19 protein-coding genes are annotated in these 20,283 nt (G+C 69.6%); 16 read left to right on the forward strand and 3 right to left on the reverse strand.

Annotation, left to right across the window (positions count from 1 at the left end; translation table 11 throughout):
• The 14 genes from GBZ26_RS13585 to GBZ26_RS13650 form a co-directional block, all read left to right on the forward strand.
• On the forward strand, nt 1-1,326 hold a 1,326-nt coding region (locus GBZ26_RS13585; RefSeq protein WP_247884806.1), incomplete at its 5' end, for a chemotaxis protein CheA.
• Between the two features lie 10 nt (nt 1,327-1,336).
• Nucleotides 1,337-1,894, forward strand: a complete 558-nt coding sequence (locus GBZ26_RS13590; RefSeq protein ID WP_014241669.1) for a chemotaxis protein CheW — start codon at nt 1,337-1,339, stop codon at nt 1,892-1,894.
• Between the two features lie 126 nt (nt 1,895-2,020).
• Nucleotides 2,021-4,591 (forward strand): methyl-accepting chemotaxis protein, encoded by a 2,571-nt coding sequence (locus tag GBZ26_RS30650; RefSeq protein WP_174439294.1) that lies wholly within the window; start codon nt 2,021-2,023, stop codon nt 4,589-4,591.
• Nucleotides 4,588-5,496 (forward strand): CheR family methyltransferase, encoded by a 909-nt coding sequence (locus GBZ26_RS13600; RefSeq protein WP_174439295.1) that lies wholly within the window; start codon nt 4,588-4,590, stop codon nt 5,494-5,496. The genes GBZ26_RS30650 and GBZ26_RS13600 overlap by 4 nt, the downstream gene beginning before the upstream one ends.
• A gap of 3 nt (nt 5,497-5,499) precedes the next feature.
• Nucleotides 5,500-6,126 (forward strand): chemotaxis protein, encoded by a 627-nt coding sequence (locus GBZ26_RS13605; RefSeq protein WP_174439296.1) that lies wholly within the window; start codon nt 5,500-5,502, stop codon nt 6,124-6,126.
• A gap of 3 nt (nt 6,127-6,129) precedes the next feature.
• The gene (locus tag GBZ26_RS13610) at nt 6,130-7,194 is read left to right on the forward strand and encodes a protein-glutamate methylesterase/protein-glutamine glutaminase (protein ID WP_174439297.1); all 1,065 of its coding nucleotides are present in this window, start codon (nt 6,130-6,132) and stop codon (nt 7,192-7,194) included.
• Nucleotides 7,195-7,205: 11 nt separating this feature from the next.
• Complete coding sequence (locus GBZ26_RS13615; protein WP_174439298.1) at nt 7,206-8,372, forward strand: methyl-accepting chemotaxis protein; 1,167 nt, start codon at nt 7,206-7,208, stop codon at nt 8,370-8,372.
• A 113-nt stretch (nt 8,373-8,485) separates the two neighbouring features.
• Nucleotides 8,486-8,791, forward strand: a complete 306-nt coding sequence (locus GBZ26_RS13620) for an STAS domain-containing protein (RefSeq protein ID WP_014241675.1) — start codon at nt 8,486-8,488, stop codon at nt 8,789-8,791.
• A gap of 5 nt (nt 8,792-8,796) precedes the next feature.
• Nucleotides 8,797-9,525: an ATP-binding protein gene (locus tag GBZ26_RS13625; RefSeq protein WP_174439299.1), complete on the forward strand. Its 729-nt coding sequence runs from the start codon at nt 8,797-8,799 to the stop codon at nt 9,523-9,525.
• Complete coding sequence (locus GBZ26_RS13630) at nt 9,525-10,712, forward strand: fused response regulator/phosphatase (RefSeq protein WP_174439300.1); 1,188 nt, start codon at nt 9,525-9,527, stop codon at nt 10,710-10,712. The genes GBZ26_RS13625 and GBZ26_RS13630 overlap by 1 nt, the downstream gene beginning before the upstream one ends.
• Nucleotides 10,709-11,899, forward strand: coding sequence for a PP2C family protein-serine/threonine phosphatase (locus GBZ26_RS13635; protein WP_174439301.1), 1,191 nt, complete (start codon nt 10,709-10,711; stop codon nt 11,897-11,899). The genes GBZ26_RS13630 and GBZ26_RS13635 overlap by 4 nt, the downstream gene beginning before the upstream one ends.
• Nucleotides 11,900-11,923: 24 nt before the next feature.
• Complete coding sequence (locus GBZ26_RS13640) at nt 11,924-12,379, forward strand: putative toxin-antitoxin system toxin component, PIN family (protein ID WP_174439302.1); 456 nt, start codon at nt 11,924-11,926, stop codon at nt 12,377-12,379.
• Between the two features lie 114 nt (nt 12,380-12,493).
• Complete coding sequence (locus GBZ26_RS13645) at nt 12,494-12,925, forward strand: hypothetical protein (protein ID WP_174439303.1); 432 nt, start codon at nt 12,494-12,496, stop codon at nt 12,923-12,925.
• 255 nt (nt 12,926-13,180) lie between these two features.
• Nucleotides 13,181-13,756: a DedA family protein gene (locus GBZ26_RS13650; protein ID WP_035675919.1), complete on the forward strand. Its 576-nt coding sequence runs from the start codon at nt 13,181-13,183 to the stop codon at nt 13,754-13,756.
• A gap of 77 nt (nt 13,757-13,833) precedes the next feature.
• Here the strand turns inward: GBZ26_RS13650 and GBZ26_RS13655 are convergent, their stop codons facing one another.
• From GBZ26_RS13655 to GBZ26_RS13665, 3 genes are all read right to left on the reverse strand, one after another.
• On the reverse strand, nt 13,834-14,991 hold the full coding sequence (locus GBZ26_RS13655) for a PP2C family protein-serine/threonine phosphatase (protein WP_174439304.1): 1,158 nt from the start codon (nt 14,989-14,991) through the stop codon (nt 13,834-13,836).
• Nucleotides 14,992-15,010: 19 nt separating this feature from the next.
• Entirely contained in the window at nt 15,011-15,748 is a 738-nt protein-coding gene (locus tag GBZ26_RS13660) for an ATP-binding protein (RefSeq protein ID WP_343207224.1), read from the reverse strand.
• A 70-nt stretch (nt 15,749-15,818) separates the two neighbouring features.
• On the reverse strand, nt 15,819-16,124 hold the full coding sequence (locus GBZ26_RS13665; protein ID WP_174439306.1) for an STAS domain-containing protein: 306 nt from the start codon (nt 16,122-16,124) through the stop codon (nt 15,819-15,821).
• 237 nt (nt 16,125-16,361) lie between these two features.
• Here GBZ26_RS13665 and GBZ26_RS13670 point away from each other — a divergent pair, with 237 nt between their 5' ends.
• Both GBZ26_RS13670 and GBZ26_RS13675 read left to right on the forward strand, forming a co-directional pair.
• On the forward strand, nt 16,362-18,698 hold the full coding sequence (locus tag GBZ26_RS13670) for a PAS-domain containing protein (RefSeq protein ID WP_174439307.1): 2,337 nt from the start codon (nt 16,362-16,364) through the stop codon (nt 18,696-18,698).
• Nucleotides 18,695-20,283: hybrid sensor histidine kinase/response regulator (locus tag GBZ26_RS13675; RefSeq protein WP_174439308.1), on the forward strand; the 1,589-nt coding region annotated here is incomplete at its 3' end. The genes GBZ26_RS13670 and GBZ26_RS13675, both read left to right, overlap by 4 nt.

Consider the following 20,283-nt stretch of genomic DNA (forward strand, 5'->3'; position numbering starts at 1 on the left):
CTTAAAACGCCCGGGGCTGACACCCCGAAGGCCGAGGCCGCCCGCTCGCGCCCCAACGGCGGCGGTGCGGAGCATGCCGGGCTGACCAGCCACACCATCCGCGTCGATCTCGACAAGATCGACCGGCTGGTCAACATGGTCGGCGAGATGGTCATCACCCAGGCGATGATCGCCGAGCATGTGCGCGAGCTGCCCCCCGGCGAGTTCCAGGAGCTTCTGGAGGGGCTGGAGCAGCTGGCCCAGCACACCCGCGAGCTGCGCGAGAGCGTGATGTCGATCCGCGCCCAGCCGGTGTCGAGCGTCTTCTCCCGCATGCCGCGGCTGGTCCGCGAATGCGCCGCCACCACGGGCAAGGAGGTCCAGCTCGTCACCAGCGGCGAGACGACCGAGGTGGACAAGACGGTGGTGGAGAACCTCGTCGATCCGCTGACCCACATGATCCGCAACTCCATCGACCACGGGCTGGAAGGGCCGGAGGAGCGGGAGCGCGTCGGCAAGCCGCGCGCCGGCACCGTGCATCTGTCGGCGCAGCACCGCTCGGGCCGCATCGTCATCGAGATCACCGACGACGGGCGCGGCATCAACCGGCCCAAGGTGCTGTCCAAGGCCATCGAGAAGGGGCTCGTCCAGCCGGGCGCCACCCTGTCGGACGAGGAGATCGACAACCTGATCTTCCTGCCCGGCTTCTCCACCGCCGATCAGGTCTCCAACCTGTCGGGCCGCGGCGTCGGCATGGACGTGGTGCGGCGGAACATCACCTCGCTCGGCGGGCGCATCGGCGTCTACTCCACGCCGGGCGAGGGCTCGCGCTTCGTGCTGTCGCTGCCGCTGACCCTGGCGGTGCTCGACGGCATGGTCATCTCGGTCGGCGAGGAGCGCTTCGTCCTGCCGCTGACCAACATCGTGGAGAGCCTGCGCCCCAAGGCGGCGGACCTGCACGGGCTGGTCGGCAAGTGCGACGTGATGATGGCCCGCGGCGAGTATGTGCGGCTGGTCTACCTGCACCAGCTGTTCGGCATCCCCGGCGCCGTCGCCGATCCCACCCGCGCGCTGGTCGTGCTGGTGGAGACGGAGGACGGCTCCCGCCTCGGCCTCGTCGTGGACGAGGTGCTGGGCCAGCAGCAGGTCGTCATCAAGAGCCTGGAAGCGAACTTCCGCCGCCTCGACGGCGTGGCCGCCGCGACCATCCTGGGCGACGGGCGCGTCGCCCTGATCCTGGACGTCGCCGGCCTGCGCGAGATGAGCCGGCACATGGATTCCCGCGCGCCGCGTCCGCCGTCTTCGCCGGTGGCCGCGCTGCCCGCACCCGCACTCGAACCGGTCTGAGGCCACAGCGATGAGCAGTTCCACCGCGCTCGCCACCGTCGGCGGTAGCCGCACCGACGCCCGCAACGACGTCATGGCGGTCAACGCCGCCGAGGAGCAGTACGTCACCTTCACCGTCGGCAGCGAGGAGTACGGCGTCAACATCCTGTCGGTCCGCGAGATCCGCGGCTGGACGCCGGAAAGCCGCCTGCCGAACCTGCCGGACTATGTCCGGGGCGTCATCAACCTGCGCGGCATCATCATCCCCATCTTCGACCTGCGCGCCCGCTTCGGCGGCGGCGCCACGTCGGTCACCAAGCGCCACGTCGTGGTGGTGATCCAGGTGGGGGAACGCACCCGCGGCATCCTGGTCGACGCCATCTCCGACATCCTGGCGATCGGCCACGACGCCATCAAGCCGCCGCCCGACGTGGACGGCGGCATGGTCGACGCCGAGTATCTCAGCGGCCTCTACACCGCCGACGACCGCATGGTCACGCTGCTGAGCGTCGAGAAGCTGTTCTCCGTCGAGAACAGCGAGCTGGACTCGGCGACCAAGGCCCTGCCGGCGCTGGAGCGGGCGTCCTGACCGGCACGTGGCCCCGGACGCGCCCACACGGGCGCCGACGGGGGTGCGTCATGTCGCAGCTTTTCACACGGGTTGGTTTCAAATAAGGGCTAGCGCCGGCGTGACGCGGCGGGCAAGGGGGATGGCATGGCGAAAGGGGTCGGTTCGTTCGTTGGGTCGATGGGCATCTCGAAGCGGCTGTGGCTGGCCTTCGCGCTCCTGCTCGCCCTGCTGGCCGCCCAGGTCGCCGCCAGCCTGCTGAGCATCCGCAGCCTGAACGGCAGCGTCGACGCGGTGCTCTCCAGCGGCGAACTCGCCACCTTCGCCAAGGATCTCTCGGCCCGGCTCGCCAACCAGCGCATCCACGGGCGCGACTATCTGGTGTCCGGCGACCCCGCCGCGCTCAACCGCCAGCGCGCGCTGCGCACCGAGTTCGATCAGGCGCTGGCCGCCCACGGCGCGGCCATCCAGCGCTCCAGCCAAGCGGCGGCGTTCGCCGAGCTGGCGCGGCTGCACACCGAGTACCACACCCAGTTCGAGGCGATCCGCGTCGTCCGCGACCGCTACGACGCGGCCATCCACCAGACCATGGACCCGCTGGGCACCCAGATCACCGAGACGCTGGAGCGCATCGTCGAGGGCGCCCAGGCCACCGGCGACAAGGACGCCGCCCTGGTCGGGGAGGAGATGGAGAAGCACTGGGTGCTGAGCCGCCTCTTCGCCAACCGCGCGCTCGGCATGCGCGACGCCGCCGCCGCGGGGCCGATGGAAAAGAACCTGGACGAGATGCTGGAGCATGTGCGCGAGGCGCAGGCCCTGCTGACCGAACCCCGCGTGGCGGCGCTGCTGCGCGAGGTGGCGGAACGGGCGCCGGGCTACCGCGCCGCCTTCCGCGACGCCGGCGCCGCCGACAAGGAGATCGACCGCCTGCGCGCCGAGATCGTCGCCAAGATCGTCACCGCCCTGACCGCGACGCTGGACTCCATCGCCACCGCCATCCACGCCGAGCAGAAGGGAATCGAGACCCGGGCCGAAACCGAGGTGGAGAACAGCGTCCTGCTGGCCCTGGTGCTGGGCGGCCTGTCGCTTCTGCTGGGCATCGGCGCCGCCCAGGTCATCGCCCGCTCGATCACCGGCCCGGTCCAGGGCATCCGCAAGGTGATGACCGACCTCAGCGACGGCCATCTGTCGGTCACCGTCCCCCACACCGACGGGCGCGACGAGCTGGGCGCGATGGCCCGCGCCGTCGCCGCCTTCAAGGAGGACGCGGTGACCGCCGTGCGGGCGGGGATCGCGCTCGACCGCGTGTCGTCCTGCATCATGACGGTGGGTGAGGACGGGACGGTCACCTACTGCAACGCCGCCGCCCTGGCGATGTTCAAGGCCGCCGAGAGCGACCTGCGCAAGGCCCTGCCCGCCTTCGACGCCGCCGGGCTGATCGGGACGACTCTCGACGCGCTGGACACCGAGGCCCCGCGCCTGCGCTCCAGCCTGACCGGCCTCGCCAGCCCCTACAAGGGCATGGTCAAGGCGGGCCGCCGCAGCTTCGAGATCACCGCCAGCCCGGTCGCCGGGCGCCACGGCGAGAAGCTGGGCCTCGTCGTCGAATGGCGCGACCTGACCGCCGAGCTGTCCATCGAGGCGGAAATCGCCGCCATGGTGGACAGCGCCGTGCGCGGCGACTTCGCGCAGCGGATCGCGCTGGACGGCAAGACCGGCTTCTTCCGGCTGGTCAGCGAGGGCATGAACCGGCTGGCCGCCAACGTCTCCGGCGTGACCGAGGATCTGGCCGCCATGCTGGAATCGCTGTCGCAGGGCGACCTGTCGCGGCGCATCGACAAACCGTACGAGGGCGTGTTCCTGCGCCTGAAGGACGATTTCAACGGCACGGCGGAAAAGCTGTCGGAGATCGTCCGCCGCATCAACGGCGCCGCCGAGTCCATCGCCGCGGCCAGCCGCGAGATCGCCGACGGCAGCCTCGACCTGTCCGAGCGCACCGAACAGCAGGCCTCCTCGCTGGAGGAGACGGCGGCGAGCATGGAAGAGCTGGCGGCCACCGTCCGCTCCAACGCCGACAACGCCCAGCAGGTCAACAGCTTCGCCAACGACGCCCGCCGCGCCGCTGAGAAGGGCGGTCAGGTCGCCGCCAGCGCCGTGGAGGCGATGCGCGGGATCGAGCGCTCGTCGCAGAAGATTTCCGACATCATCGGGGTGATCGACGAGATCGCCTTCCAGACTAACCTGCTGGCGCTGAACGCGGCGGTGGAGGCGGCGCGGGCCGGCGACGCCGGGCGCGGCTTCGCGGTGGTGGCGCAGGAGGTGCGCAACCTCGCCCAGCGCTCCGCCCAGGCGTCCAAGGAGATCAAGACGCTGATCCTCGACAGCGGGGCGCAGGTCAAGGACGGGGTGGAGCTGGTCCGCTCCGCCGGCTCCTCGCTGACCGACATCGTGGCGGGCATCGCGCGGGTCGCCGACCTCGTGTCGGAGATTGCCCGCGCCACCGCCGAGCAGGCGTCCGGCCTGGACGAGGTCAACACCGCCGTCGCCCAGATGGACGAGATGACCCAGAAGAACGCCGCGCTGGTCGAGGAAAGCACCGCCGCCGCCCGCTCGCTGGAGGAGCAGGCCGGGCAGCTCCGCCAGCAGATGGCCTTCTTCTCGCTGGATGCCGGCCACGCCCACGGTGCGCCCGAACTGGCCCGCGGACGGGCGGCATGACCACCGCCCCGAGCCCTTCCCCCGATTCGACCGACCGCGGCGCCCTCCCCGCGGCGACCTCCGGCCGGCGGGAGTTCCCGTTCGAGCGGCGGCACTTCGACTTCATCGCCCATATGCTCTACCAGCTCGCCGGGATCGCTCTGGCCCCGCACAAGATCGAGATGGTCTATTCCCGCCTCGCCCGGCGGCTGCGCGACCTGCGCCTGAGCGACTTCGACAGCTACTGCGCCCTGCTGGAGAGCGAGGAGGGGGCGAACGAGGTCGGCTTCCTGGTCAACGCCCTGACCACCAACCTGACCAGCTTCTTCCGCGAATCGCATCATTTCGACTTCCTGGCGAAGACCGCGGTGCCGGAGATGCGCGCCCGCCACGCCGGGGAGTCCTCCCACCCGCGGCTGCGCATCTGGTCCGCCGGCTGCTCCTCCGGGCAGGAGCCCTACACCATCGCCATGGTCCTGGCCTCCAGCTTCGGGCCGGAGCTGCGGCGCTGGGACGCGAAGATCCTGGCGACCGACATCGACACCCACATGGTCGACACCGCCCGGCGCGGCGTCTATCCCGCCGATCTGGCGAACAGCATCCCGGCCCCCCTGCGCGACCGCTTCACCCGGCGCCAGCGCGAGGCCGGCGAGCCGATGGTGGCGATGGAGGAGGAGCTGAAGCGGCTGATCACCTTCAAGCCGCTGAACCTGCTGGAGCACTGGCCCATGAAGGGGCCGTTCGACGCGATCTTCTGCCGCAACGTGCTGATCTATTTCGACCGCGTCGGGCGGACCCAGGTCATCGGCAACTTCGCCCGCATGCTGGAGCCCGGCGGCTATCTGTTCCTCGGCCATTCGGAGAGCCTGTACGGCGTGTCGGACCGCTTCCGCCAGACCGGCCCCACCATTTACCGGAGGCTGTGACGCATGACCGCATTCGCAAGCCGCCGTGCGGCGGAGGCCCGGCAGAGCGGCGGCTACTTCCACCCGCAGTTCCGCGCCCACACGATGAAGGTCTTCCTGGGTCATCATCTGGTCAGCGACCGCTCGGACGTGATGATGGTGACGACGCTGGGCTCCTGCGTGGCCGCCTGCGTCCACGACCCGGCGACGGCGATCGGCGGCATGAACCATTTCCTGCTGCCCGAGGTCCCGGAGTCCGAGGACGCCGGCACGGGAGCGGCGGCGCGCTACGGCTCGGTCGCCATGGAGCGGCTGATCAACGACCTGCTGGCGCGCGGCGCCCAGCGCGGGCGGCTGGAGGTCAAGCTGTTCGGCGGCGCCCGCGTCATCGATTCCAGCTTCGACGTCGGCCAGCGCAACGCCGCCTTCGCGCTCGACTACGTGCGGCGGGAGGGGCTGAAGCTGATGGGCCAGGATCTGGGCGGCGCGTCGGCCCGGCGCATCCACTATTTTCCCCACACCGGCAAGGCCATGCGCAAGATGCTGCGGCCCGAGGCGCTGTCGGAGACGGCGAACCAGGAACTGCGTTTCCGCTCCAGCCTGCGGCACCAGCCGATCGAGGGCGACGTGGAACTGTTCGGGGAGGACTGAGCCATGACACGCTCCATCCGCGTCGTGATCGTGGACGACAGCAGCCTGATGCGGGAGATGCTGAAGGCCGTCATCTCGGACGAACCCGGCATCGAGGTGGTCGGCGTCGCCCGCGACCCCTACGAGGCGCGCGACGTCATCAAGCGGACCAACCCGGACGTCGTCACGCTGGACGTCGAGATGCCGCGGATGGACGGGCTGTCCTTCCTGGAAAAGATCATGACGCTGCGCCCGACGCCGGTCGTCATGGTCTCCTCCCTGACCCAGGAGGGGTCGGAGGCGACGATCCGCGCGCTGGAGATCGGCGCGGTGGACTGCGTGGCCAAGCCCGACGGCTCGGAGGGGCACGGCTTCGAGGCGATGGCGCACGAGCTGGTCGGCAAGATCCGCATCGCCGCCACCGCCCGCCTGTCGATGCGGCGGCCCAAGCCCGCGACCTCGCCCCTCCAGACGCCGCACCGCGCCGGGTCGGGCACCCGCTTCATCGCCATCGGCGCCTCCACCGGCGGAGTGGAGCGCATCCGCGACGTGCTGGCGGTCATGCCCGCCGACTGCCCCCCCATCGTCATCACCCAGCACATGGGTCCCAGCTACGTCCCCAGCTTCGCCGCCCGGCTCGACCGCATCTCGCCGCCGTCGGTGGAGGTCGCCACCCAGGGCGCCCGGCTGGTCCAGGGCAAGGTCTACATCGCCCCCGGCGACCGTCATCTGGTGGTGATCCGCGACGCCGAGGGCTATTCCTGCCACATCCAGGACGGGCCGGCGGTCAGCGGCCACCGCCCGTCGGTGGACGTGCTGTTCTCCTCCGTCGCCAAGGCGGCGGGGGCGAACGCGGTGGGGGTGATCCTGTCCGGCATGGGCCGCGACGGGGCGTCGGGCATGCTGGCGATGCGCGACGCGGGGGCCTATACCATCGGCGAACAGGAATCGAGCTGCGTCGTCTACGGCATGCCGCGCGCCGCCCGGGAAGCCGGGGCGGTCGCCGTCGAACTGCCGCTGGCGCAGATACCGGCCGAGATGCTGCGCGCGTTCGACGCCATCGGCGAACACCGCACGCGCGCGAACTGAGGAGCAGCACCATGTCTTTCTACGGCCGCGCGCCCCGCCTGGAAGCCGGACCGGAACCGGAGAAGCCGGGCCTTCCCGACGATGGCGCTCCCGTGCCCAGCCTGCCCGAGATCGGCGAGAAGATCCCGGTGACCGGCGAGCTTCTGGCGACCTGGATGGGCTACGCCGACATCCAGCGCCGCACGCTGGAGGCGGTGCAGAACGAGCTGACCCGCACCTCCTCGACGGTCGAGGACGCCACGCTGGACCTCTCCTCCCGCTTCCGCGAGCTGGCCGAGAAGGCCATGCAGCAGTCGGAGCGGGTGGAGGAGATCGTCGGCATGGCCGGCTCCGTCTCCATCGACGGGGAGCGGGTGCCGATGGACCAGCTGGTCACCGGCATGCAGCAGATGATCGCGGACATGATCTCCAACATCGTCATACTGTCGCGCCACGCCATGAGCATGGTCTATCTGCTGGACGACGTGCAGAAGGACGTGGCGGAGCTGGAAAAGTCGATCGGCGACATCGACGCCATCAACCGCCAGACCAACTTCCTGGCGCTGAACGCCACTATCGAGGCGAGCCGCGCCGGCGAGGCCGGCCGCACCTTCGCGGTGGTCGCCCAGGAGGTGCGCCACCTCTCCCGCTCCACCGGGGCGCTGGCCGACCGCATGCGCTCCAAGGTCACCGCGGTGGTCAAGGGCGTGCGCAACGGCCACGACATCCTGCGCCAGATCGCCGACACCGACATGTCGCCGCAGATGCTCGCCAAGGAGCGGGTGGACAAGACCATGGACAGTCTGGTCGACCAGACCAACCACTTCCAGGCGGTGCTGGAGACGGCGGCGACCGTGTCGTCGGACATGTCGGCCACCATCAGCCGCATGGTCACCGGGATGCAGTTCCAGGATCTGACCAAGCAGCGGCTGGAGGCCATCAACGACAGCCTCGCCATCATGGCGGAAGGGCTGAACGAGCTGGAAAACCGCACCCGCGTCGAAATGCCCGCTTCCTTGGGGCCGCAGGTTCCGCAGGAATGGCTCGACGAGCTGCTGGGCCGCTTCAAGCTGAGCGAGATGCGCCAGCGCTTCGTGCGCCGGCTGCTGCTGGAAGGGACGGCGCTGGACGAGCATGGCGTCCTTGACGTCGATGCCGGCCAGGACGACAGTTCCGGCGGCGACATCGAACTTTTCTGAGGCCGAGGGATTCTCTGGAGTCCCCGGCCTGTCTTGCTCCATTCTGGCGTGGTCCGCACAAGGCCACCCGCCACAATGCCCCTTCAGGAACACCCTTCAGGAACACCGGACCGATGGACTACGGAATTGAGGACAAGGAGCAGGAGACCCTGGTTCGGTTGCGCGGTCGCCTGACCTTCAACGACCACGCCAAGCTGCGCGCCCTGATCCGGGAGATGCTGCAGAACAAGGCCAAGCGACAGGTGCTCGACCTCTCCACGCTGGAGTTCGTCGATTCGGCGGGAATCGGCATGCTGCTGATTGCCCGGGAGGAAATGGCGAACGCGGACAAGCAGCTCGTCCTGCGCTCCGCCGCCGGGCAGGTCAAGCGCGTGCTGACGGTGGCCCAGCTCAACAAGATCGTCACGATCGAGGACTGATCCCCTTGGTCCCCTCCCCCACCCACGTCGCCGCCCTGCAAGGCCTGGGCGTGCCGACCGACCGGCTGGACCGGCTGTCGGCGGCGCTTCGGCTTCCGCCCCGGCGGCCCGGCTCCCCGGCGGGGGAGGCGTTCGGCGCCTCCGTTCTGCTTCTGGTGGGCGACGCCGGCGCCGTGGAGGCGCCGGAGTTCTGGCAGCGGCCCTTCGGGGCCTGGATCGAGGTCGCCGGCCTGTCCGACGCCCAGATCGTCGAGGCCGCGCGCCGCGCCGCCCGCGCCGACCTGTTCGCCTGCGTGACGACGGTGACCGCCAACCGCCTGCATCTGGCCGGGCGCGTCCTGAACGGGCTGGCCGCCCTGCACCCCATGCCGGAGGCCCAGCGCGACGACATGGAGCTGGCGCTGCACGAGGCGATCAGCAACGCGGTGGTCCACGGCAACCTCCAGGTCGAAGGCATGAAGGGGCTGAGCGTGGAGGCGCTGGAACGCTTCTCCCACGATCTGGCCGCGCGCATGGCCGACCCCGCCTTCGCCGACCGCCGGATCGAGGTTGCCGTCTGGCTGGAAAGCGCGTGCGCGGTGGTGGAGGTCGCCGACGAGGGGACCGGCTTCGCCCGGCCGGAGCGCATCGACTACGGCGCCTCGGGCCGCGGGCTGGACCTGATCGCCGCCATCGTCGAGGAACTTCAGCTTCTCGACGGCGGGCGACGCATCCGCATGAGGTTTCCTCTCTGATGGACGACGCCATCGCCGCCTGCCGCATCCTGGTGGTGGATGACACCGACTTCAACCGCACACTGATCGGCGCCCTGCTCAACGAGGCCGGCTTCCAGAACATCGTTTACGCCAAGGACGGCTTCGACGCGCTGGACCAGATCGCGACGGAAGCGCCCGACCTGCTGATCCTCGACATCATGATGCCGGGGATGGACGGGTTCGAAGTGTGCCGCCGCCTGCGTGCCGACCACGCCTACGCCGACCTGCCGGTTCTGGTGCAGACCGCCCTGTCGTCCAGCGACGACCGCAACCGGGCCTTCGCCGCCGGCACCACCGACCTGATCTCGAAGCCGCTGGACCGGACGGAACTGGTCGCCCGCGTGCGCATCCACCTGCAGAACCGGGTGCTGATCCGCAACCTTCAAACCTACCGGGCGCGGGTCGAGGGGGAGCTGGCGATGGCCCGCTCCATGTACGACCATCTGCTGCCCTCCCCGGCGCTGTGCGCCGCGCTGACGGACAGCGCCGGGATGACGCTGCGGTCCCACACGGCGCTGTCCTCCGACCTCGGCGGCAACCTTTGGGGGGTGCTGCCGCTGGCGGGCGGGCGGTTCGGGCTGTTCCTGCTGGACATGGCCGGGCGCGGCGTGTCGGCGGCGCTGAACGCCTTTCGCATGCACACGCTGATCCACGAGCTGGCGCCCCATCTCGGCGAGCGGCCCGGCGCCTTCCTCACCGAACTGAACGAGCGGGCCGTCTGCCTGCTGGAGCTTGGGCAGCACGCCACGGTGATCTACGGCGTGGTGGACGGCGCGGCGGAGCGTTTCACCTACGCGGCGGCGGCGGCGGCCCCGCCGGTCCTGATCCCGCCCGGCAACGCGGCGTTGCTCTTCGGCGAGGGGGCTGACCAGCCGGTGGGGGTCGCCGCCGGCATCCGCTGCGAGGAACGCAGCCTGCCCTTCCCGCCGGATTCGGCGTTGGTCCTGTACTCGACCGCCGTGCTGGAAACGCTGTGCGGGCGCAGCGGCGGATTCACCGCCCTTCTGCAGAGCGCCGCCGTCCGGAACGCCATGGCTGGCGGCGACGGTCACGGCGACGGCGACGACGCCTTCGCGGCGGTCACCGCGGCGCTCGCCGAGGCCCAGGGCGACGTGCCGCTCGACGACCACACGCTGGTCTGGATCGGGCATGGGGGTTCGCGATGAACAACCTGCCGGAGGTTCCGGGGCTGGAATCGGCCCGCGTCCTGGTGGTGGACGACAATCGGGTGAACCGTCACCTGCTCCAGGCTCTGCTGGAACGCGGCGGAGTCACCCGCATCGACATGGCGGAGGACGGCAACGACGCGCTGGCCCGGCTGGACGCCTTCCGGCCCGACCTGATCCTGCTCGACCTGATGATGCCGAACCTGGACGGGTTCGAGATGTGCCGGCGCCTGCGCGCGACGCCGGCCTGGAAGGATCTGCCGGTCCTCGTGCAATCCAGCCTGAACCGGGCGGAGGACCGCGCCAAGGCCTTCGCCGCCGGCGCCACCGATTACGTGACCAAGCCGATCAACGCGGTCGAGCTGCTGGCCCGCGTGCGCATCCATCTGCAGAACCGCGCTCTCCTGCACGATCTCCAGCGCTTCCACGAGCGGACGGAGAGCGAACTGTCGCTTGCCCGCAAGATGCAGGAGCGGCTGATGCCCTCGCCGGAGCGGCTGGCCGAGGTGGAGGCTGCGGCGGGGGTGGGCATCGCCGCCCATTTCGCCCCCTCGTCGGAACTGGGTGGCGATTTCTGGGACCTGCGGCACGACGGCGGCGGACCGGGCCAGGGACAGGGCCGGACCATGCTCTATATGGTCGATTTCTCCGGCCATGGCGTCGGGGCGGCGTTGAACACCTTCCGCCTGCACGCGATCTGCCAGCAGATGAACGTGTCCGGCCTGACCCCGGCCGAGTTCCTGTCCACCGTCAACCGACGGCTGTGCGCGCTGCTTCCCAACGGGCAGTTCGCCACCATGCTGGCCGGGGTGGTCGAGCCGGCGGAGAACCGCTTCGTCTACGCCTCGGCCGGGTCCACGCGCCCGATGGCCTGGGCGCCCGGCGATTCCGCGCCCCTGTTGGGCGACAGCGCCGGCCTGCCGCTCGGTCTGCTGGCCTCGGCGGAGTATGAGGAGCGGTCCCTCCCCCTGCCCCCCGGCGGGCGCCTGTTCCTTTATTCGGACGGCGCCATCGAAATCCCGGTCGGCAGCGACGTTCTCGACGAGCCGGGCCTTGCCGCCCTGGTCGCCGAGCGGATGGACGAAACGGACGGCGGCCGTTTCCTGGATGGGTTGCTGGACCGCCTGCGCGCCGTCGGCCCGATCGACGACGACCTGACCGCGCTGCTGCTGACCCGCAAGGGCTGACCGGCCGATGGAACCGACGGGCGCATGACCGCCAGCCTCCACCACGACGCGCGGCCGATCCGGGTCGTTCTGGACACCAACATCCTCGTCGGCTACGCCCTGCTCGGCGCCGAGGTGCCCCGCCGCAGCCTGGCCATCCAGCGCAGCGTGGAGGCGGTGCGGGCGCGGGGAAACGCCTTCGTCTCCGACGCCACGCTGGCGGAACTGGGCGAGGTGCTGATGCGCCCGGACTTCGACCGCTACCGCCCGGCGGAGGAGCGCGCCGCCTTCCTGGCCGCCTTCGCCGCGGAGGCCCGGCGGGTCGAGCCCGTCCCGGTGGAGCGGCTGTGCCGCGACCCCGACGACGACATGTTCCTGGCCGTGGCGCTGGCCGCCGACGCCGACTGGCTGGTGACGGTGGACCGGCAGCTTCTCTCGGTGCGTCAGGTTGGGCGCACCCGCATCCTGCGCCCCGAGCGGTTCCTCGACACGATCGGCTGACACCGCCATTCGCGTTTTTGCCCGAAAAGTTTCCCCTCGACTTCCGGCCTTCGTTCTCTAGAATGAAAAGAGAACACTTTGAAAACTAGCGGTGAACGGATCGCGGGTGACCGGATGAGCACGCAACCTCTCCTGTTCGACAGCCTGCCCGAGACGGAGCGGGCGCGCAAACCGGCGCGCCGGTCCCGCGCCGCCAGCGTGGCAGCGCCGGTGGCCGTCGACATGGTGCGGGAGGACGTTCCGTCACCGTCGGCGCCGCCACCGATGACCCTCGCCCTCGTCCCGCCGCCGCTCGTCCCGATGGCGCCGCGCGCCGACTTCGACCCGGCCGCCTTGACCAACGCGGAGTTGCGGGCGCTGGCGCAGGCTTTGCCCGACCAGAAGCTGGCCCATCTGCTGATCGAAGCCGCGCGCGAGCTGAAGCGCCGCGCCGCGCCGGGCGCCTGGGAGGAGGAAGAGGGGGAGGACGGCCCGTCCGAACCGAATCCCCTGCTGCTGCGCGCCGCCCGGCAGGCGGTCGGCGAATTGTCGGGCGAGGATGGCTGACCAAGTCACGAACACTGACCGATTCACAGAATACGTGTCCGGAAACAAAATAATCCCACCGCAATAGATCGTTTCGTACCCCAACTTTGTACGGTTCCCTCCCCCCGATTCGGGAATGATTGCGCGACAAGACACGCACTTATGTGCAATGATGTGTCCCTAGCCTGACCAATGGCCGCGCCTGCGTTTCCCTGGCGCATCGCCGGCGGTCCGAGCCGAAAAGGAACGACCCGCGGGGAGGGTGATTTGGACTGGATGACCTGGCTCCAGGATTGGGGCGATGCCTTCTATCCCCTGGCCTTCATATGGGCCTTCTTCGAAGGCGAGACCTTCGTCATTTTCGGCGGGATGGGCGCGCATCTGGGGATCATCAACCTATACTGGTTGGTTGCCGCCGTGTGGATCGGCAGCTTCATGGGCGACCAGTGCTATTTCTGGATCGGCCGCAAATGGGGCGGCAAGGCTCTGGCCCGCTTCCCGGCGGCGGAGGCCCGCGCGTCCCGCGTGCTGTATTGGCTGGAAACCTACGGCGTCGGCTTCATCCTGGCCTTCCGCTTCCTCTACGGGGTGCGCAACATCGCGTCGGTCGCCGTCGGCACCTCCCGCATGCCATGGCGCAAGTTCCTGTTCTGGAACTTCATCGCCGCCGGCATCTGGGCCTGGAGCTTTGCCGGGGCCGGCTACCTGTTCGGCGAGGCCGCCGCCGCCATCGGCGAGAACGGCCCGAAGATCCTCCTGCTCATCGCGCTTGGCATCGGCGTCACCATCTTCGCCGTGAAGAGCGTGATGTGGGTCCGCCGCCGCTACGCCGCCTCCGAGACGCAGGCGTAACGACGCCCCTCCCCTCGACACCAAGGCAAAGGGCCGCCGCGGACAACCGCGGCGGCCTTTCCTTTTCAAGGATGCCCTTACGCCCGGCGGGCGATCCACACGGCGGTCAGGTCGTCGCGCAGCGGCAGGCTGGTGCGGGCGTAGAAGCGCTCCAGCAGCGGCCCCAGCGGGCGGGCGCGGTTGGCGGCCATGGCCCCGCGCAGCAGGCCGGGCACCCCGTCCTGGCCGATCGGCTCGTTGCCCGGACCGCTGCATTCGATCAGCGCGTCGCTGTAGAGGAACAGGCAGCTCCCGCGCGGCAGGCGCAGGCTGCGGTCGGCGTAGACGGCGCGGCGCGACGCGCCCAGCACCAGCCCCGCCGAATCGAGCAGCCGGAGTTCCCCCGCGATCCCCACCACCGGATTGGGCGCCCCGGCCGAGGCGTAGGTCAGCGTGTCGGTGTGCAGATCGAGGATGCCGAAAAAGGCGGTGGCGAACTGCCCGACCGGCAGCACCTCCTTCAGCGCCCGGTTCAGCCCGGCCAGCCATTCCGAGGGCGGCACGTGCTGCATGGGAAAGCGGTCGATCAGCGTGTGCAGGCGGAAGGTGTTGATGGCGGCGGTGATGCCGTGCCCGGCGAAATCGACCAGCAGGAAGGCGACGCGGTGGCTGTCCAACGGATAGACGTTCCAGAAATCGCCGCCCAGCTCCGACGAGGTTTCGAAATGGGCGTCCAGCACCAGCTCGTACCGCTCGGCGACGGCCTCCAGTTCTTTCGGTTCGGGCAGCAGGGACAGCTGCATCGCCTTGGCGTGCTTCAGCTCCCGCTCGACCCGCGCGCGGAAGTTGGCGAGGTCGGTGAACAGCTTGCGCTTTTCGAGCTGGTGGCGGACGCGGGCGACGCACTCGCCGGGCTTGATCGGCTTGGAGATGAAGTCGCTGCCTCCGGCCTCGAAGCAGCGGACCTGCTCCTCGTCGCTGTCCAGCGCGGTCTGGAACAGGATCGGCAATTCCTCGTGGGTCAGCCGCTCGCGCAGGCGCCGGCACATCTCCAGCCCGTCCATCACCGGCATGCTGACGTCCAGCAGGACAAGGTCGGGGCGGAAGCTCTCCACCTTGCGCAGCCCCTCCACCCCGTTCTCGGCGACCTCGATCTGGGTCAGACCGGCGCGGCGGATCATCAGGGCCAGCGACTTCCTGTTGAACTCGTTGTCGTCAACGATCAGGACACGGCTGGCGGCGAGGGAAATGGGCATGCGCGACCCCGCCCGCCCGTCACAGGTCGAATTGCAGCAGGGTGCAGCGCCCGCCGTCGGTCACGAGGATGCGCCGGGCCAACGCCCGCATGAAGACGAAGCCGCGGCCGGAATGGGCGCCGCTGTCGGTGTCCTGCGGCAGGGCAGCGGCGTCGAACCCGTTGCCCTGGTCCACCACCGCGATGCACAGGCCGTCGGCGGTCCAGCGCGCGAAGATGTCGATCCGCCGCTGCCGCACGGCGCCATCGCCCAACCGTTCGCGCAGCAGTCGGCTGAACAGCCGGTAGCCCTCCGGCTGCTCCTTGGTCGCGCTGGGAATGCCCAGATTGCCGTGGACGATGGCGTTGGCGATGGCTTCGTGCAGGCACAGCTCGATGTTGCCCCGCCGCTCCGGCGTCAGCACGCCGCGCCGGCTCAACTCGTCACAGACCAGAACCGCGCATTGCAGGCCATAGGCTGTCCCGGTGGTCAGCGACAGGTAGAACCCCCGCTCCATCGGCGGGGCACCCAGCCAGTCGGCATCAATGGGGCCGGTCCCCTCCTCCCGCTCCGTCAGTTCGACCGTCAGAAAGCTGTCGAGGCCGAAGGCGCTGCGCAGAAGGTCGCGGTCGGCCTGGGCCAGCAGCACCGCGGCGGCGGCCCGGCCATCAATGCCTCCAACAACGCCGCCACTGGCCGCGCCCAGACCGAACCGCGCCGCGACCCGCGCGGCGATGTCCGCCGGCACGCGGTCCCGCACCACGCTGAACGGCCGCACGGCGCCGGCTGGTCCGGGGAGAGGACAGGCGGGAGAGGCGGGAGAGGCGGGGGAACCGTCCATCACCCGCTCACCGCTCGATGGTGACGACTTCGCCGATCCGCGCCAGATCGATGGATCGCAGCACATCGCCCTGCAGCTTGCGGAGGACCAGCTTGATGTTGCGCTGCTCCGCCTCGTCCTGAAGGATCAGCAGCATGCCGATCCCCGCGGAGTCGATGAAGGTCAGCCCGTCCATGTCCAGGACGAAGCGGCGCGTGGCCTCCCCGTTCAGCAGATCCACGATGTCGGGAAGGCTGTCGTGATCGGTGAACTCCAACCGGCCGCTCAACAACACCTCAAGGGTTTCGGAGGAACGGCGCACCTGGAAATTCATGACATCCTCTTATGTTGCACCGCGCAAACGGCTCCCCCGAACAGTAGTGCAAGGCCGATCCCTCCTCAAGCTTCAAGTATACATTTTGATAATTTTGTCGACCATAGGAAGAATTTTCACGCTTCACACGCCATAGACGGATGGCACCGGTTGATAGTACAACCGCGTTGCCGGTGAAGGCGGCGCCGTGCCGCCGCCCCGCTCCGGTCATGCGCCCCCGCAGCGGGATACCCCTTCATGACGGTGATCGAGCAGGCGTGGAAGACGGTGCCGACGGTGTCGGCGAAATTCCTGCTGATCCTGATTCCCATCCTGATGCTGACCACGCTCGGTTTCTCCTCGATCTTCTTCTACGGCAAGTACAAGGATCTGCGCGGCGCCCTGCGCGACCGGATCGAGGCGGTGGCGGAGATCAACGCCGTCGCCCTGTCCTCCAGCCTGTGGGCCGTGGACGTGCCGGCCATCCGCAACATCATCCAGGCGATCTCCGTCAACCGCGAGCTTCTGTGCATCGAGGTGGCGGACGAGCTGGCCGACGGCCGTTTCGCGTGGCCGGAAGCCGACTGCCGTCCCTTCGCCGGGCACGAGGCCGTGCGCCGCCCGATCCAGGTGCAGAACCGGCGGCTCGGCACTCTGACGCTCTATTTCAGCTACGCCCCGGTCGACGAACAGATCCGGCAGGAGATGGTCAACACGCTGTGGCTCCTGCTTCTGATGCTGGTCGGCACGCTGATCACCGCGCTGACCGCCCACCGGCTGACCATCGGCGTGCCGCTGGGCCGGCTGATCGCGTCGATCCGCACCGCGGAGCAGGAGCATCTGCGCCAGCCCGTGCACTGGTCCTCCGCCGACGAGCTGGGACGGGTGATCGCCGCCTACAACGGCATGCTGACCCGACTTGACGAGGAGGAGGCCGCCCTGCGCCAGAGCGAGGAGCGGCTGGGGCTGGCCATCGCCGCCACGCGGTCCTCCGTCTGGGATTACGATTTGCGGACCGGCCAATACTGGTGGTCGAAGGAGTTTCCAGCCCTGCTGGGCTACGGCCCGGCCGAGCTGGCGATGACCGCGCGGACCTGGGAGTCGCTGATCCATCCGGATGAGCGGCGGCGCGTCGTCGCGCAGTCGCGCAGCCGCGTGCGCGACAAGGACAGCGCCTACGCCACCGTCTACCGCATGCGGCGCCGGGACGGCGGCTGGAGCTGGATCGAGGATCGCGCGACCGCCCTGCGCGACGGCGAGGGAACCGCGGTCCGCCTGACCGGCACCATGTCCGACGTGACGGAGCGCATGCAGGCCGAACGGGATCTGGCGCGCGAGCGGAACGTCCTCCAGATCACGCTCGACAACACCGACCAGGGCATCATCATGGTGGACCGCAACCTGCGGGTCGTCATGTCCAACCGCCGCGCCGCGGAGCTTCTCGACGTCCCGGCGGCCTTCCTGGCCCGCAACCCGCTGTTTCCCGAGATCATCCGGCTCCAGCGCGCGCAGGGCGCCTTCGAGGATTTCAGCATCGACCCGGACCTGGAGCTGGACGAGACCGCCGTGGTTCCCGACCAGCCCTTCGCCTTCAAGCGGCGGCGGCCCGACGGCACGATCATCGAGGTGCGGTCAAACCCCCTGCCGGAGGGCGGCTTCGTCCGCACCTTCACCGACGTGACGGTGGAGGCGCGCTCCGCCGAGGAGGTGTTCCACGCCATGGAGGCGCTGGAGACCGCCTACGCCGACCTCAAGGAGACCCAGGACAGCCTCGTCCAGGCGGAGAAGATGGCCTCGCTCGCCCTGCTGGTGGCCGGCGTCGCCCATGAGATCAACACGCCCGTGGGCATCGCCTACAGCTGCTCCACCCATCTGGCGTCGAAGACGCGGACGCTGACCGAGGCCTTCACGAAGGGCGCCCTGAAGAAGTCCGACCTGACCGCCTATGTGGCGGCGGCGGGCGAATCCTCGCGCCTGATCGAGCAGAACCTGACCCGCGCGGCGGAGCTGATCCAGAGCTTCAAGCGCGTCGCCGTCGACCAGACCAGCCAGGAGCGCCGCCGCTTCGACCTGCGCTCCTACCTGGACGAGATCATCACCTCGCTGGGGCCGCGCCTGCGCAAGAGCCCGCACCGGATGGCGGTGACCTGCCCGGACGGCATCACCATGGATGGCTATCCCGGCGCGCTCAGCCAGGTCATCACCAATCTGGTCATCAACGCGCTGACCCACGCCTTCCCCGGCGGCAGGGAGGGCGCCATGGCGCTGAGCGTGGAGGAGCTGCCCGACGGCGAGCTGGACATCCGCTTTTCCGACGACGGGGTCGGGATCGCCCCGGACAATCTGCCCAAGGTGTTCGAACCCTTCTTCACGACCAAGCGCGGCACCGGGGGCAGCGGCCTCGGCCTCCACATCGTCTTCAACCTGGTGACGCAATCGCTGGGCGGCCGGATCTCGGTGGACAGCCCGGCCCCAAGCGACTCCGCCCCCGACAACCCCACAGGCAGGGGCACCAGCTTCCTCCTGCGGATTCCCGTGACAGCGCCCCGGATGGCCGGCGCCACCGGGAAAGAACCGGCAACGGACGCAGCATGACCGACGAGCTGATCATGCCCGACACCGACCCCAACTCAGACGACGAGATCCTGTTCGCCGACGAGGAGGGCGAGGACGGCGACGAGACCCTGCCCTGGCCCATCCTGGTGGTGGACGACGAGGACGACGTCCATTCCATGACCGCCCTCCTGCTGGACGACGTGGAATTCCAGGGCCGCGGGCTGGAGCTGATCGGCTGCCGCTCCGCCGCCGAGGCCCGCGCCGTGCTGGGCTGTCGGAGGGACATCGCCGTCATCCTGCTGGACGTGGTGATGGAGGAGGAGGACGCCGGGCTGACGCTGGTCCGCTGGATACGCGGCACTCTGGGCAACCTCGACGTCCGCATCATCCTGCGCACCGGCCAGCCGGGGCAGGCGCCGCAGCGGGACGTGATCGTCGGCTGCGACATCAACGACTACAAGTCGAAGGCCGACCTGTCGGCGGAGGGGCTGTTCACCGCGGTGATCGCGGCGCTGCGCGCCTACGACCACATCCGCTTCATCGAGACCAAGGTGGCCGAACGCACGCACGAGCTGCGGCAGAGCCGCGAACAGATGCGCGCCATCCTGGAGTCGAGCCCGGTCGGCGTCTGCGCCTACACCCACGACGGCGTCCTCGTGACGTGCAACGACCGGCTGGTCCATCTGCTGGGCGTGCCGAAGGAGCGGCTGGTCGGCGTCTCCATCGCCGACCTGTTCATCGAACCGGACAACACCGAGGCGCACGAGACGCACTGGACCTTCTTCCGCCGCTCGCTGCGCGACGCCGAGGTGCGGGTGCGGCGGGCCGACGGCTCCGTCTTCTGGGCGCTGGTGTCGGTGGACCCCACGCTGCTCGACGGCCGCCCGGTCCATCTCGCCTGGGTCTACGACATCACGCGGCGCAAGCTGGCCGAGCGCCAGATGGAACAGGCCAAGGAGCAGGCCGAGCAGACGACCACCGCCAAGTCCGCCTTCCTCGCCACCATGAGCCACGAGATCCGCACCCCGATGAACGGCGTGCTGGGAATGCTGGAGCTGCTGGAGCGCACGCCGCTGGACGGCGGGCAGCGCGACACCGTGGCGACCATGCGGGAATCGGCGACCTCGCTGCTGCGGATCATCGACGACATCCTCGACTTCTCGAAGATCGAGGCCGGCAAGATGGACCTGGAGCAGGTGCCCGTCTCCATCCCCGCCCTGGTCGAAGGGGTGGCCGAGACGCTGGCCCCGGCGGCGCGGGCCAAAGGGCTGGCGCTGCTGACCTATGTGGACCCGGCGATCCCGCCGGCGCTGATCGGCGATCCGGTGCGGCTGCGCCAGATCCTGTTCAATTTGTGCGGCAATGCCATCAAGTTCACCGAGCGCGGGCGGATCGTCGTGCAGGCCACCCTGGCGACGAGGGCGGACGGGAACGTTCACGATGGCGCCCGGCTGCGCATCGAGGTGGCGGACACCGGCATCGGCATCTCCGAGACGGCGCGCCGCCAGCTCTTCCAGCCTTTCACCCAGGCGGAAAGCTCGACCGCCCGGCGCTTCGGCGGCACCGGGCTGGGACTGTCGATCAGCCGCCGCCTGGTCGCGCTGATGGGTGGGGTGATCGGGGT

Origin of the sequence: Azospirillum formosense, from assembly GCF_013340925.1 — a bacterium.
GTDB classification, from domain to species: domain Bacteria; phylum Pseudomonadota; class Alphaproteobacteria; order Azospirillales; family Azospirillaceae; genus Azospirillum; species Azospirillum formosense.